Source organism: Pseudomonas sp. PB101 (assembly GCF_009764265.1).
GTDB lineage: Bacteria > Pseudomonadota > Gammaproteobacteria > Pseudomonadales > Pseudomonadaceae > Aquipseudomonas.
In genome coordinates this window covers 15289-29804 of sequence record NZ_RWIR01000082.1, presented here as the reverse complement: position 1 = coordinate 29804, position 14516 = coordinate 15289, and the positions used below count along the sequence as shown (strand labels likewise).

At 59.7% G+C, this 14516-nt stretch carries 13 protein-coding genes; 7 read left to right on the top strand and 6 right to left on the bottom strand.

The features are described from left to right. Positions 1 to 92 precede the first annotated feature (92 nt). From EI969_RS25695 to EI969_RS25685, 3 genes are all read right to left on the bottom strand, one after another. Complete coding sequence (locus tag EI969_RS25695) at positions 93 to 731, bottom strand: peroxiredoxin (RefSeq protein WP_160390226.1); 639 nt, start codon at positions 729 to 731, stop codon at positions 93 to 95. A gap of 293 nt (positions 732 to 1024) precedes the next feature. Continuing rightward, complete coding sequence (locus EI969_RS25690; RefSeq protein ID WP_160390225.1) at positions 1025 to 2365, bottom strand: OprD family porin; 1341 nt, start codon at positions 2363 to 2365, stop codon at positions 1025 to 1027. A gap of 412 nt (positions 2366 to 2777) precedes the next feature. After that, complete coding sequence (locus EI969_RS25685; RefSeq protein ID WP_160390224.1) at positions 2778 to 4109, bottom strand: OprD family porin; 1332 nt, start codon at positions 4107 to 4109, stop codon at positions 2778 to 2780. Positions 4110 to 4462: 353 nt separating this feature from the next. Here EI969_RS25685 and tauA point away from each other — a divergent pair, with 353 nt between their 5' ends. Further along, complete coding sequence (tauA, locus tag EI969_RS25680; RefSeq protein ID WP_160390223.1) at positions 4463 to 5452, top strand: taurine ABC transporter substrate-binding protein; 990 nt, start codon at positions 4463 to 4465, stop codon at positions 5450 to 5452. A 92-nt stretch (positions 5453 to 5544) separates the two neighbouring features. Here tauA and argA read toward each other — a convergent pair whose 3' ends face one another. Together argA and argE are read right to left on the bottom strand one after the other, a co-directional pair. Beyond that, positions 5545 to 6843: an amino-acid N-acetyltransferase gene (gene argA, locus EI969_RS25675; protein ID WP_007987654.1), complete on the bottom strand. Its 1299-nt coding sequence runs from the start codon at positions 6841 to 6843 to the stop codon at positions 5545 to 5547. A gap of 232 nt (positions 6844 to 7075) precedes the next feature. After that, complete coding sequence (argE, locus tag EI969_RS25670; RefSeq protein WP_160390222.1) at positions 7076 to 8242, bottom strand: acetylornithine deacetylase; 1167 nt, start codon at positions 8240 to 8242, stop codon at positions 7076 to 7078. 157 nt (positions 8243 to 8399) lie between these two features. Here argE and EI969_RS25665 point away from each other — a divergent pair, with 157 nt between their 5' ends. Then, positions 8400 to 9767, top strand: a complete 1368-nt coding sequence (locus EI969_RS25665) for an inorganic triphosphatase (RefSeq protein ID WP_160390221.1) — start codon at positions 8400 to 8402, stop codon at positions 9765 to 9767. A 52-nt stretch (positions 9768 to 9819) separates the two neighbouring features. Here the strand turns inward: EI969_RS25665 and EI969_RS25660 are convergent, their stop codons facing one another. Then, positions 9820 to 10290: an Lrp/AsnC family transcriptional regulator gene (locus EI969_RS25660; RefSeq protein ID WP_160390220.1), complete on the bottom strand. Its 471-nt coding sequence runs from the start codon at positions 10288 to 10290 to the stop codon at positions 9820 to 9822. Positions 10291 to 10416: 126 nt separating this feature from the next. On the opposite strand from EI969_RS25660, the gene EI969_RS25655 reads away from it, so the two are divergent. The 5 genes from EI969_RS25655 to EI969_RS25635 all read left to right on the top strand — a co-directional run bounded on the left by EI969_RS25655 (position 10417) and on the right by EI969_RS25635 (position 14479). Continuing rightward, complete coding sequence (locus EI969_RS25655) at positions 10417 to 10755, top strand: hypothetical protein (protein WP_160390219.1); 339 nt, start codon at positions 10417 to 10419, stop codon at positions 10753 to 10755. A 90-nt stretch (positions 10756 to 10845) separates the two neighbouring features. Then, positions 10846 to 12630: a GspE/PulE family protein gene (locus EI969_RS25650; protein WP_160390218.1), complete on the top strand. Its 1785-nt coding sequence runs from the start codon at positions 10846 to 10848 to the stop codon at positions 12628 to 12630. Positions 12631 to 12714: 84 nt separating this feature from the next. Continuing rightward, positions 12715 to 13635 carry an SPFH domain-containing protein gene (locus EI969_RS25645; protein ID WP_104450213.1) on the top strand — a complete coding sequence of 307 codons (921 nt, stop codon included), beginning with the start codon at positions 12715 to 12717 and terminating at the stop codon, positions 13633 to 13635. An 8-nt stretch (positions 13636 to 13643) separates the two neighbouring features. Then, positions 13644 to 14093: an NfeD family protein gene (locus EI969_RS25640; protein WP_160390217.1), complete on the top strand. Its 450-nt coding sequence runs from the start codon at positions 13644 to 13646 to the stop codon at positions 14091 to 14093. A 68-nt stretch (positions 14094 to 14161) separates the two neighbouring features. Then, positions 14162 to 14479 carry a DUF2388 domain-containing protein gene (locus EI969_RS25635; RefSeq protein WP_085723777.1) on the top strand — a complete coding sequence of 106 codons (318 nt, stop codon included), beginning with the start codon at positions 14162 to 14164 and terminating at the stop codon, positions 14477 to 14479. Positions 14480 to 14516: the final 37 nt, after the last annotated feature.

Genomic DNA, 14516 nt, shown 5'->3' with positions numbered 1-14516 from the left:
AGCAAGCTCGCTCCCACAGTTGACCGTGTACCTCCTGTGGGAGCGAGCTTGCTCGCGATGGCGGCATCAGCCACACCGTAAATATTGATGACTCACCGATTGGGCTGCGGCGTCAGGCGCAAGTAAGGCTTGACCGCCCGATAGCCCTTGGGAAAGCGCTGTTTGATTTCATCCTCATCCTTGAGCGACGGCACGATCACCACCTCGTCACCGTCCTGCCAGTTGGCCGGCGTGGCCACCTTGTAGTTATCGGTCAGTTGCAGCGAGTCGATCACCCGCAGGATTTCATTGAAGTTGCGGCCGGTGCTCGCCGGGTAGGTGATCGTCAACCGGACCTTTTTGTTCGGGTCGATCACGAACAGCGAACGCACGGTCAGGGTGTCGTTGGCGTTGGGATGGATCAGGTCGTAGAGGTCCGAGACCTTGCGGTCGGCGTCATCGAGGATCGGAAAGTTGACCACGGTGTTCTGGGTTTCGTTGATGTCCTCGATCCACTTGTGGTGCGACTCCACCGGGTCCACCGACAAAGCGATGGCCTTGACGCCGCGCGCCGCGAACTCGTCCTTGAGCCTGGCGGTGAAACCCAGTTCGGTGGTGCACACGGGCGTGAAGTCCGCCGGGTGGGAAAACAGCACACCCCAGCTATCGCCCAGCCACTGATGGAAACGGATGGTGCCGGCGCTGGAGTTCTGTTCGAAATCGGGGGCGATATCGCCAAGTCTGATACCCATGGTGCTGCTCCTTGTGAGTGCTTGATGGGTTCAACTGTGCCTGTGTTTTTTATCTATTAAAAAGAATAAATATCGATTTATTTAGATCATTAAGAAATATTAAAGATCTGTTCACTGGACGTGCACGCGCAACCCGCCGAACATCCCCCACAAGGTTCGAGAAGGCCTTGAGTTGCTGCAAAGAGGGAACTTCAAGGCGGGATTACGGGGGTGAACCCGTCTTGAACATGTAAAAAGCCCCGCCCGGTGCAATACCGGGCGGGGCTTTTTTTGTCTCGGTTACGCGAGCGCTATTACAACAGCGGGATCGAGTAGCTGACGATCAGGCGGTTTTCGTCCTGCGAACGGGTGTTCGGCAGGTCGGTGCGCCAGGTGGCGTTTTTCCACGCCAGGCCCAGGTTCTTCAGTGGGCCTTCCTGCACCACGTAGGCAACGCTCAGGTCACGCTCCCACTCGGAGGCACCATTGGCCGCCTCGCCACCTTTGGCGTTGACCGTGTCGATGTTGTCGCCATGCAGATACACTAGGCCCGCCGTCAGGCCAGGTACGCCGACCTTGGCGAAGTCGAACGAGTAGCGTGCCTGCCAGGTTTTCTCGCCGGCACGGCCGAACTTCTGGATTTGCGAATCGGTGATGGTGTAGTTCGACGAACCGTCACCCTGGTTCAGCCATGGGAAGTCGCTGCTGCCATTGCTGACCTGGTAACCACCACCGAAGGTATGACCGGCAACCGAATACAGGAACAGGCCGCTGTACAGGTTGTTGTCGACCTTGCCCTTGCCGTTTGGTGCGTTGTAGTTGCCAGTGGTGTAGTACAGCGGATCGTGACCGTTGGCACCGTCGTCAGAGCTGTTGAAATAACGGAAGTCCGACTTCAACACGCCCGGGCCGATTGCCCAATTGTGAACCAGGCCCAGGAAGTGTTGCTTGTAGAACTCTTCCAGGTTGCCGTAGTAGTACTGGGCAGTCAGGTCCTTGGTGATCTTGTAGTCGCCACCGGCATAGATGAACTTGTTGCTGTCGCGGAACTTGGTGCCGCGAGTGTTTGCGCCGGAAATCGACATCTGCTCGTTGTTGCTGGAGTTACGGCCTTTGACGGCTTCGATCTGACCACCGACCAGCGACAGGTCCTTGATCTCGGCGGAAGTGATCTGGCCACCCTGCCAGGTTTGCGGCAGCAGACGACCATCGTTGGTCACGATCACCGGGTTTTTCGGCTGCAAGGTGCCCAGCTTCAGTTCAGTCTGGGAAACCTTGGCCTTGGCAGTCAGGCCCAGGCTGGAGAAATCATCTACCGCCTCACCGTTGGATTTGCTCGGGAAAACCGTGCCGCCGTAAGAGGTCGCCGTGGCGCCGTTGGTACCGCCACCCGAATCCAGCTTGACGCCCAACAGGCCGATCGCATCGATACCGAAACCGACGGTGCCCTGGGTGTAGCCGGAGATGAAACGCAGATCGAAGCCCTGGCCCCATTCTTCGTTTTTGTTGGCACCGGCACCGTCACGGTTGTCGGTGTTGATGTAGAAGTTACGCAGCCCCAGTGTTGCCTTGCTGTCTTCGATAAAACCCGCGGCGCTTGCCTGCTGGGCCAGTACCCCGACGGCCACAGCCATGGCCAAGGTGGATTTGTTCATGTTTCGCTCCTCTAGTTTCTAATTCTGATGTTCCTGGTCCCGAATCGATTGCCCGGGATCCTGAATGCATAAATTCGCGGCAAAGCGTCTAAGCCGGTCGTTTGGCGGGCGGCAGGATACATGGCCTTAAAGCCAAAAAGAATTGCTTAAGATTTTTTAATATCGCTGCGGAATATGACTTCCCACGGCAGAACCGAGGTATCGGCGCCAGCGCCGATTCCTGAACCTGATCAGTTGTCGAGGGAGGAAATTGCCAAATCCGAGTTCAGGGATGAGTGTCGGACGGACGCACTTTAAGCGGGATCAACAAAAACTAAAAAGAATAATAAATACTCAGCAAAGATCATTATGGAATATTAAAATCAACCCCAAAAAAACCTCGCCCGCAGGCGAGGCTTTTTCGCAAGGCTGGTTACAGGAAGCTGTAGGTGTAGTTGAAGATCAGACGGGTCTGGTCAACATCAGGGTTGTTGGAGACTTCACTGCCACGGTAGACGCCATTACGCAGCGTTACGCCGAAACCTTTGAGGGTGCCCTGCTGGATGGTGTAGTCGATCCGCATGTCGCGCTCCCACTCGGACGCATCAGGACCTCTGCCGTTGGTAGCCTTGATGTCATCGCCATGCAGGTAGGCGATCGAAGTTTTCAGGCCCGGTACGCCCAATGCAGCAAAGTCATAGGAGTACTGACCGAAGGTAGTGTTTTCACCGGCACGAACAAAGCCGTTGATCATGGAGTCGGTGAACAGGTAGAAGCTGGCGCCACCGTTCCCTTCCGGACGGCCATTGCCATCGACCACGTTGCCCTGGTTCAGGTAGACAAAACCACCGTCATCGCTGACACGTTGATGACCGAGCAGGAAGGCGTTGCCACCCAGGGTGTAGGTGAACATGGCGCTCCAGGTCTTGTTATCGACCTCACCCGGGTTCTTGGCGAAACCGTTGTTGTTGTTGAAACGGAAACCCGCATCACCGTTCTTGCCGTCGGAGCTGCTGTCGAAGTAGCGAATATCAGTCTTGAAGGACTGGTTGGCATTGATCGGGTAGACGTGAATCAGGCCCAGGAAATCCTGCTTGTAGTAGTCCTTCAGATTCGAGTGGTAATACTGCAGGGTCAGGTCCTTGGTGACCTTCCAGTCAGCACCACCGTAGTAGAACTTGTTGCTGTCCTCTGTACCGCCAGCCACGGCCAGGCCGGTGGAGTTCGAAGAGGCGCGACCCGCCGAATGTTCCAACTGACCTGCGTTGAAGGTCACGTTGTCGATTTCTTTCGACGTGATGGTGCCACCGTCAAAGGTCTGGGGCAGCAGACGGCTGTCGTTCGCGACCAGGATCGGCAGGTTGGGTGCCAGCGCACCACCCAGGTGGGCTTCGGTTTTCGAGAAGCGCGCCTTGACGTTAGCAGCTGCACGGCTCCATTCGGACACGGCCGAACCATCGCTGTCGCTCGGGAAGAAGGTGTTGTTGTCCGGGTGGTGACCTTTGCCGCCGTCCAGGTGGATACCCAGCAGTGCCTGGGCGTCGATACCGAAACCGACAGTGCCTTGGGTGAAACCGGACAGATAATCGAATTTCAGGCCCTCTGCGGACTCTTTCTGATCCGCACCGCCTTCACGGTTATCGTTGTTGTAATACATGGTTCGAGAGCTGATGGACGCCTTGCTGTCTTCCAGGAAACCGGCGGCGCCTGCCTGCTGCGCCAAAACCCCTACGGCCACGGCCAAAGCCAAGGTGGACTTGTTCATTGTGTAGCTCCTCTCGATTCTAATTCTTGTATTCCTGGTCTCGGGTCGTCGCCCGAAATCCTAAGATGCGCGATTAGCGCCAGAGCGTGACCCACAAGTCAATCGTAACCATGTGTGTCTACGACCATTGTCTAATCCCCGTTTTTTTGGTCCATGCAGGGTCATGAGTTCGTCATAAACCTGAAAAGAATTACCCGCTTCTTTTCTAATACCTTTTAGGAATTTAGCTTCTCGCCCCGGATTACAAGGTTCGGCTCATAAGCTAATTCCTAAAAGGTATTTATTTTTACTTTCTTAGATCGATTAGTTTCATACGCAATTCGGAAACAAATCCTTTACCGAAAGGCGACCCCATGACGATCAAGCGCGCACTATCCATACCAATTGTTACAGTTTGTGTATCCCTGGCATTTTCATTAACGGCTCAGGCAGCGAATCTCACCGTCGGCTACCAGACCGGAATCGACCCCAGCAAAGTCCCCCAGGCCGATGGCCTTTATGAAAAAACCATCGGCCAGCCGATTGACTGGCGACGCTTCAACAGCGGCCCGGAGGTGGTCACGGCGATTGCTTCGGGCGATGTGCAAATCGGCAATCTCGGCTCCAGCCCGCTGGCCGCCGCTGCCTCGCGCAACCTGCCGATTGTCGCGTTCATCGTCTCGGCCCAGATCAATGCCGCCGAAGCGCTGGTGGTGCGCAACGGCAGCGGCATCGAAAAACCGCAAGATCTGATCGGAAAGACCATTGCCACGCCGTTCGTTTCAACCTCCCACTACAGCCTGCTCGGAGCGCTGAAGCACTGGGGCCTGGACAATTCAAAAGTCAAAGTGGTGAACCTGCAGCCAGCGGAAATCGCGGCAGCCTGGAAGCGCGGTGATATTGACGGCGCGTTTGTCTGGTCGCCCGCGCTTGGGGAAATTCGCAAGACCGGCAAGACCTTGACCGACGCTGCGCAGGTAGGCCAATGGGGCGCGCCGACCTTTGAAGTCTGGGTGGCGCGCAAGGACTACGCCGAAAAACATCCGGAGGTCGTGGCAAAGTTCGCCAGGGTTACCCTGGATTCGTTCGCCGACTATGCCGCGCATAAGGACCAATGGACGGTTGATTCGGTGCCTGTGCAGAAAATCGCCAAACTGACCGGTGCCAACGCCGCTGATGTACCGGAGCTGCTGGCCGGTTCCGCCTTCCCGGATACCAAGGCGCAACAGAGCACTGCGCTGCTGGACGGCGGCACGGCCAAGGCGATTGGCGAGACGGCGAAGTTCCTGAAGGAGCAAGGGAAGGTTGAAACGGTACTGCCGGATTATTCGCCGTATGTCAGTGCGAAGTTCGTAGCCGAGTAAATATTGCGGTTGCTTCGCAACCGATCGCTGGCAAGCCAGCTCCTACATTGAACGGTGTAAGAGCTGGCTTGCCGGCGATGGAAGCAACCCGGTTACAGGGCTTTTTCGAAGATCTTCGAATTACGCTGATAGTTGTACAGCGACGCCCGTGCCGACGGCAGGCGGTCGACGCTGCTCGGTTCGAAACCACGCTCGCGGAACCAATGCGCGGTGCGGGTGGTGAGGACGAACAAGGTTTTCAGCCCCTGCGCCCGTGCGCGGGTTTCAATGCGCTCCAGCAGCTCATCACCGCGACCGCCATGGCGGTATTCCGGATTCACCGCCAGGCACGCCAGTTCACCAGCATCCGAATCGGCGATCTGGTACAGCGCCGCACAGGCGATGATCATGCCTTCGCGCTCAACCACACTGAATTGCTCGATTTCGCGCTCCAGCACCTCGCGGGAACGGCGCACCAGGATGCCCTGCTCTTCCAGCGGACTGATCAGGTCCAGCAAACCACCGACGTCTTCAATGGCCGCTTCGCGCACCACTTCGAACTGTTCCTGGGCCACCAGGGTGCCGCCACCATCGCGGGTGAACAGCTCGGTCAGCAGTGCACCGTCTTCGGCGTAACTGACGATGTGGCTACGGGCCACGCCGCCACGGCAAGCTTCGGCCGCAGCATCCAGCAATTCAGCCTGATAGTTACTGCCCAGCCGCTGCAGATGCGCCGGCACTTGCTGCGGACGCAGTTCGCGCACCAGGCGCCCGTGCTCGTCGATCAGGCCCAGGTCGGCGCCGAACAGCAACAGCTTGTCCGCGCCCAGGTCGATGGCCGCGCGGGTGGCGACGTCTTCACAGGCGAGGTTGAAAATCTCACCGGTCGGCGAATAGCCCAGCGGCGACAGCAGCACGATGGAGCGCTCGTCCAGCAGACGGTTGATGCCCTTGCGGTCGACCCGACGCACTTCGCCGGTGTGGTGATAGTCGACACCTTCAAGCACGCCGATCGGCCGTGCCGTCACCAGGTTGCCGCTGGCCACCCGCAGACGCGAGCCCTGCATCGGCGACGAGGCCATGTCCATGGACAGGCGCGCTTCGATGGCGATGCGCAGTTGGCCTACCGCGTCGATCACACACTCCAGGGTCGCGGCATCGGTGATGCGCATGCCGTGATGGTAATGCGGGGTCAGGCCACGGGCCGCCAGGCGCGTTTCGATTTGCGGCCGGGAACCGTGGACCAGCACCAGACGCACGCCCAGGCTGTGCAACAGCACCAGGTCGTGGACGATATTGCCGAAGTTCGGGTGTTCAACGCCGTCGCCGGGCAGCATGACGACAAAGGTGCAATCGCGGTGGGCGTTGATGTAGGGCGAAGCGTGACGAAGCCAATTGACGTATTCGGGCATGAACCTGGGCCTGTAATAAATAGCAGCCGAAAAAAGGGCGAAACTGAAAACGCACAGCGGGCTGATGGTTATCGTCGGAACAGGCTTGGCGACACGCGCGCTCTCCTCATGAATACGGGTTGGGGTACCGGCAATTTATACATGAAACCTGTAGGAGCCGGCTTGCTGGCGATGCAAGCGCTGCGGTTCATCGGCTGATCCGCGTCATCGTTCATCGCCAGCAAGCCGGCTCCTACAGTTTGTGTTGTGTTTCGGCCGGTGACAGGCAGTAATGTTCAATCAACTGTCGTAATAGATGCACCGTAGGCTGCAAACGTGACATTTCGAGGTATTCCCCCGGTTGATGGGCGCAGGCGATATCACCCGGGCCAAGCACCAGCGTTTCACAGCCAAGGCGCTGAAGATAAGGTGCTTCGGTGCCGAACGCCACTGCTTCGGCGCTGTGACCGGTGAGCTTTTCGGCAAGGCGTACCAGTTCTGCATCCTCGGCCTGCTCGAATGGCGGCACTTCGGGGAACAACGGCGCGTAGGTGATCTTGACCTGATGCCGCTCGGCAACCGGGTTGAGCTTCTGCAGGATCTCGGCGCGCAGGACCTTGGGGTCCATGCCGGGCAACGGCCGCAAATCGAACTCCAGCGAACACTGGCCGCAGATGCGATTGGGGTTGTCGCCGCCATGGATGCAGCCAAAATTCATCGTCGGCGTCGGCACGCCAAACTGCGGATTGCGGAATTCGCGCTGCCACAACAGGCGCAGGCCACGCAGTTCGCCGATGGCATCGTGCATGGCCTCCAGGGCGCTGTGGCCCAGACGCGGGTCGGAGGAATGACCGCTCTGACCGAGGATGTCGATGCGCTCCATCATGATGCCCTTGTGCATGCGGATCGGCTTGAGCCCGGTCGGCTCGCCAATCACCGCCGCCCGCCCCAACGGCCGCCCCGCTTCGGCCAGCGCGCGGGCGCCGGACATCGAACTTTCTTCGTCACACGTGGCGAGAATCAGCAACGGCTGTTTGAACGGTTGATCGAGCAGCGGCTTGACCGCCTCGATGGCCAGGGCGAAAAAGCCCTTCATGTCGCAACTGCCCAGGCCGACCCATCGACCGTCGACTTCAGTCAGCTTCAGCGGGTCGGTTTGCCACAACGCCCCGTCGAACGGCACGGTGTCGCTATGCCCGGCCAGCACCAGGCCGCCGGGGCCGGAACCGAAACTGGCCAGCAAATTGAACTTGCCGGGGCTGACCTGCTGGATCTCGCAGGTAAAACCCAGCTCACCGAGCCACGTCGCCAGCAGGTCGATGACCGGGCGGTTGGTTTGATCGAGGCTGGGCTGGGTGCAACTGACCGACGGCGCAGCGATCAGCGCAGCGAATTGTTCTTTCATCGACGGCAATGGCATCGCTGACTCCAGGCACCCGAATTGAGGTCCATCATAGAACCAACCGATGACAGGAATAAACCGTCGCGGCGCGTACTAACCTTGAGTCCTGTACACTGCACGACCTTGGCAGCCACACATTCCCCCGGCTGCGCTCCCGATCCTGGATTTTCCGGCCATGCAGAAAGAAACCGAAATCAAACTCCGCGTCAGCCGCGAAACCCTCGCAGCCCTGCGCGAGCACCCGTTACTGAAAAAACGCAACAAAAGTGGCTGGGAACGCCGTGAGTTGATGAATCAGTACTTCGACACGCCCGAGCGCGACCTGGCCCAGGCCAAAGTCGCCCTGCGCCTGCGCAAGGATGGCGAAGAAGTGATTCAGACCCTCAAGACCCGCGGCCAGAGCATCGCCGGCCTGTCCGTTCGTAACGAGTACGACTGGAACCTGCCCAAAGCCAAGCTCGACCTGAAGAAACTCGACGGCGAATGCTGGCCCGAGGAACTGGCCGAACTGGACAAGAAGACCCTGAAGCCGATCTTCACCACCGACTTCGTCCGCGAACGCGCGGAAATCGCCTGGGGCCGTGGCAAGACCAAAGTGGTCATCGAAGCCGCGCTGGACCTGGGTCACGTCGTGGTCGGCAAGCAGAAAGAAGAAATCTGCGAACTGGAACTGGAACTGCGCGAAGGCGAGCCGGCAGCCCTGCTGGAACTGGCCACCGAACTGGCCGAAAAGCTGGCCCTGATGCCGTGTGACATCAGCAAGGCCGAGCGCGGTTATCGCCTGTACGACGCCCACAGCTATTCGTTGAGCCTGCCGGCGCCGCAGATCACCGCCGAAACACCGCTGGACGACGCGTTCGCCGCGCTGAGCTGGCATTTGCTCGGCAGCAGCCAGCGTCTGGCCGAGCAGTATCGCTTCAACGGTCACTGGCGCCTGTTGCAGGACTGGGTCGAATGCCTCGCGGAAATGCGCGCACTGATCAGCAGCCTGGGCCAGGCCGCTCCGCGTCAGTCGACCCACGACCTGCGTATCGCCCTCGATGCCTTGCTGGAAGACTGGCGCCCGCTGGTCCAGGCCGGCCTGGACGACGAAGACGTGCGCAAAGCCGCGCCCGAGCAGTTCCTCGAAGAACTCGAAGACCCGCGCTGGGGCCTGTTCTCCCTGACCACTTCGCGCTGGCTGCTGGCCCGCACCTGGGCCGCCGACCGCAACACCCGCGGCAATCGCCAGGGCGCTGCGCAACTGGGCAGCTGGTTGCCGCGCCTGCTGGGCGAAGAAGCCACTTCGCTGCAATTGCAGCGCTACCAGCAACAGCCGGAAGACCTGGCCGAGCAACTGCCGCGCATCGAACGCATCCAGGTCTGGCTGCACCATGCGCGTAACGTGCTGGAAATCCCGGAAATGGATCGCCTGTACGGCGAACTGAACAAACTGGCGCAACTGGCCAACGAGTCGATCACCGACGAAGTCCTCGATGCGCGCAAGCAGCAGGCGATTGCGGTGTATCAGAACCGTGCCTGGAAAATGTTGCTGCGCCTGTAATGCCTTGTGGCGAGGGGGCTTGCCCCCTCGCCACAAAGGCCCTCAGGCATCATCAGCGCATTACCGGCAAACTGGTCGTCGACTTGATCTCCGACAACGCCACGATCGAATTCACCTCCTGAATCCCCGGCACCATCGACAGCTTCTCGAAGAAGAAGCGCTCGTACGCCTCGATGTCCGCAGTGACAATGCGCAGCAAAAAATCCACCGCCCCCATCAGCACGTAACACTCCAGCACCTCCGGAAAGCCGCGAATTGCCTCGGTGAATTCGGTGAAGTTCGAGCGCCCGTGGGCATTGAGTTTCACCTCCGCGAAGATCTGCGTGTTCAGGCCGATTTTCTTGCGGTCGAGCAAGGTCACCTGGGCGCGAATGATGCCCTCCTCCTTCATCCGCTGAATCCGTCGCCAGCACGGCGATTGCGAGAGACCCACCTGCTCGGCGATCTGTGCGCTGGAAAGCGAAGCGTCCTCTTGCAGCAGGGCGAGGATCTTGCGGTCATAGCTGTCCAGCTCGCTTTGCATAAAAAAACCCTTAATCGAGTAACTAGCGAATTGATTGATTCTTCACTCCGGCAATACGACCAATCATAGAGAAGAAATGCCCGGCACAGGATGTAAACATTTCTCCAGTAAATCTGGAGCCTGACCATGCCGTATCTCGAAGCCGTGAACATCCCTCCTGCCCGCGCCGATGTCTGGAACGTCAGCAACGCCCATTGTCGTGTTCGCTATCAAATGCTCGCCGAGGCAGAACCGGACCTGCTGTGTCGCGCCCTCAATCTGTTCGCCTTGCAAATGCTCACGCCACAGCAGGTCAACGTGCAGCGCGAGGACGACTGGCTGTCCATCGAGCTCGTCATCGACGGTCTGAGCTGGCACCGCGCGCAAGTGATTGCGGAAAAACTTCGTAACCTGATCAGCGTTTGTTCGGTTGAGCTGCAAGAAGCTGACTCTGCATGGGCCGAAGCGGCTCAAGCGGCGGGCTGAAAAACTCCGAAACGGCTTCGTCGGGTAGTGGCCCAGCGGTCAGCCGGGCCACGGCTATCCTTTGCCGACTGTCGATCAAAAGGAGCCCGCATGTCCGCACATATCGCCTTTCAGGACCGCTGGCTGGATCTCAATGATGTGCTGCGCGAACTGGTCGCGCAGGGCTTCATCAGCCAGGATTCGGCCGAACACGCGCTCAACGCCCGGCGCCGCAACCCAGCCCATGGCCAGATGCATCCACTGGAATTCATCGCCAGCCAACAGTTGGGCGACCTCAGCCGTCCCGGCAAACCGCTGGACCTGGAAAGCCTGACCCTGTGGCTGTCCAGGCAGGCCGGCCAGCCTTACCTGCGCATCGACCCGTTGAAAATCAACGTCGCGGCCGTGACCCCGCTGATGTCCTATGCCTTCGCCCAGCGCCACAAGATTCTCGCGGTCGCGATCGACCGCGATGCGGTCACCGTGGCCAGCGCCCAGCCCTATGTAAGCGGCTGGGAAGCTGACCTGACCCACGTGCTCAAGTTGCCGATCAAGCGCGTGGTGGCCAACCCGGTGGACATCCAGCGCTTGAGCGTAGAATTCTTCCGCCTGGCCAAATCGGTCACCGGGGCGAACAGCGCCGACCCGCAAGTCGCTAACCTGGGCAATTTCGAACAGTTGCTCAACCTTGGCGCCAGCGACCAGGAGCCGGACGCCAACGACGCACACATCGTCAACATCGTCGACTGGCTGTTCCAGTACGCGTTCCAGCAACGCGCCAGCGACATCCATATCGAGCCCCGGCGCGAGCAAGGCACGGTGCGCTTTCGCATCGACGGCGTGTTGCACAACGTCTATCAATTCCCGCCCCAGGTCACCATGGCCATCGTCAGCCGCCTGAAAACCCTGGGGCGCATGAACGTCGCGGAGAAACGCAAACCCCAGGACGGTCGAGTGAAAACCAAGACCCCGGAGGGCGGCGAAGTCGAACTGCGTTTGTCGACACTGCCCACCGCCTTCGGCGAAAAAATGGTCATGCGGATCTTCGACCCGGAAGTGTTGCTCAAGGACTTCGACCAGCTTGGCTTCTCCACCGACGACCTGCGCCGCTGGCAGGACATGACCCGCCAACCCCACGGCATCATCCTCGTCACCGGGCCGACGGGGTCGGGCAAGACCACAACCCTCTACACCACCCTGAAAAAACTGGCGACACCGGAGGTCAACCTCTGCACCATCGAAGACCCGATTGAAATGGTCGAGCCGGCGTTCAACCAGATGCAGGTCCAGCACAACATCGACCTGACCTTCGCCGCCGGCGTGCGCGCGCTGATGCGGCAAGACCCGGACATCATCATGATCGGCGAGATCCGCGACCTCGAAACCGCCGAGATGGCGATCCAGGCAGCGCTCACCGGGCATCTGGTGCTGTCGACCCTGCACACCAACGACGCGCCCAGCGCCATCAGCCGCCTGCTGGAACTCGGCGTGCCGCATTACCTGATCAAGGCCACGGTGCTCGGCGTCATGGCCCAGCGACTGGTGCGAACCCTGTGCCCGCATTGCAAGGCGCCGCTGACGCTGGGCGAAGACGACTGGCAATCCCTGACCCGCCCGTGGCAGGCACCGTTGCCGGGCAATGCTCAGCGGGCCGTCGGTTGTGTGGAATGCCGCGACACCGGCTATCACGGCCGCGCCGGGGTCTATGAAATCATGCAGATCAGCGATGGCATCAAGGCGTTGATCAGTCCCGATACCGATCTGCTGGCCGTGCGCCGCCAGGCATTCAAGGAAGGCATGCGCAGCCTGCGGCTTTCAGGGGCGCAAAAGGTCGCCGCCGGGCTGACGACCATCGAGGAGGTCCTGCGAGTCACACCCCAGAGCGAGCAGAACTGAGCCCGGTTGTTCTTATCCGCCATCGGCGCCGTTACACTCCAGCGATTGCAACTCCACAGATCCACACATCAACAAGGAATCGTTATGCAGATCGGTAGTGTGCTTTTGCTTTTTGTCGGCCTGGTGGTCGCCATTCTGTTCATGGGTTTCAAGGTCGTGCCCCAGGGCTTTGAATGGACCGTCGAGCGTTTCGGGCGCTACACCAACACGCTCAAACCGGGACTGAACATCATCATTCCGGTCATGGACCGCATCGGCCGCAAGATGAACGTGATGGAAAGCGTGCTGGATATTCCGCCACAGGAAGTCATCACCGCCGACAACGCCACGGTGCAAATCGATGCAGTGTGTTTCTTCCAGGTGGTCAACACGGCCCAGGCTGCCTACGAGGTCAACAACCTCGAACACGCCATTCGTAACCTGTTGCAAACCAACATCCGTACGGTGCTCGGCTCGATGGAGCTCGACGCCATGCTCAGCCAGCGCGACGGCATCAACGAAAAACTCCTGCGCACCGTCGATGAAGCGACCGCACCGTGGGGCATCAAGATCACCCGGATCGAGATCAAGGACATCAGTCCGCCCGCCGACCTGATGGCGGCGATGTCGGGGCAGATGAAAGCCGAGCGGATCAAGCGCGCGCAAATCCTGGAAGCCGAAGGCCTGCGCGCTGCAGCGATCCTGACCGCCGAAGGCAAGAAGCAGGCACAGATCCTCGAAGCCGAAGGCAGCCGGCAGGCCGCCTTCCTGGAGTCCGAAGCCCGCGAGCGGCAAGCCGAGGCAGAAGCCCAGGCGACCAAAGTGGTGTCCGAAGCCATCGCCAGCGGCAACGTGCAAGCGGTCAACTACTTCGTCGCGCAGAAGTACATCGATGCACTGGGCAAGCTGGCTTCGGCCAACAACAGCAAAGTGATCCTGATGCCGCTGGAGGCCAGCTCGATGATCGGTGCGGTTGGCGGCATTGGCGAAATCGTCAAGGCCACTTTCGATAACAAGAAAGCCTGAGGCGCGCCATGTGGGCATTTTTTCAGCATCTTTCGTTCTGGGACTGGTTGGCGCTGGGCACGGTGCTGTTGATTCTTGAGGTGTTCGGCGCCGGCGGCTACCTGTTGTGGATCGGCATGGCGGCGGCCGCCGTGGGTGTCTTGACCTTCCTCTTGCCGAGCCTGTCCTGGGAATGGCAGTTCCTGTTGTTCGGCCTGCTGTCGATCGCCACCGCGTTGTACTGGTGGCGGCGTCAGCGCACGGCGAACCGCCCGAGCGATCAACCGCACCTGAATCTGCGCGGCCAGGAACTGATCGGCAAAACCTTCGTGGTGCATGAAACGATTGTCGACGGTCGCGGCAAGATCAAGGTGGCCGACGGCGTGTGGATGGCCCGCGGGCCGGACGCTGCCATTGGCAGCCGCGTGCGGGTGGTCGGCCAGCAAGGCGCGATCCTGCTGGTTGAAACGGCCGAATAGGGGGTCACGGAACTCGATTGGGGGTTGGCAATCCAACCGCGTAGTCAACCCAGTGGAGTCACCCTGTCATGCGTTTCAAACTTGCTGTCGCTACCGTCGCGCTGTTGTCCCTGCCTGTCGGTTCGGCGATGGCCGATACTTTTTGGCGTAACGTTCTTACCTCCGGTGCAACCACCGGTTCGAGCTATCTGACATCCAAGGATCACAAGCTGGTCGTCGCGGCCCAGGACGACGCGAGCAGCTTCGTCGCCAGCGACGGCGGCATCCGCGGTCCGTACCTGGAAGCGGCCATGCAGAAAGTCCGCGCCGACAACCCGGGCCTGCAAGCCACGGACATGGAACTGGCGAACGCGATCCTGGCCAAGAATGCCGTGGCTTCGGAGTAAGCGTTGCGAATGAAAAATGCCGCTCACATGAGCGGCA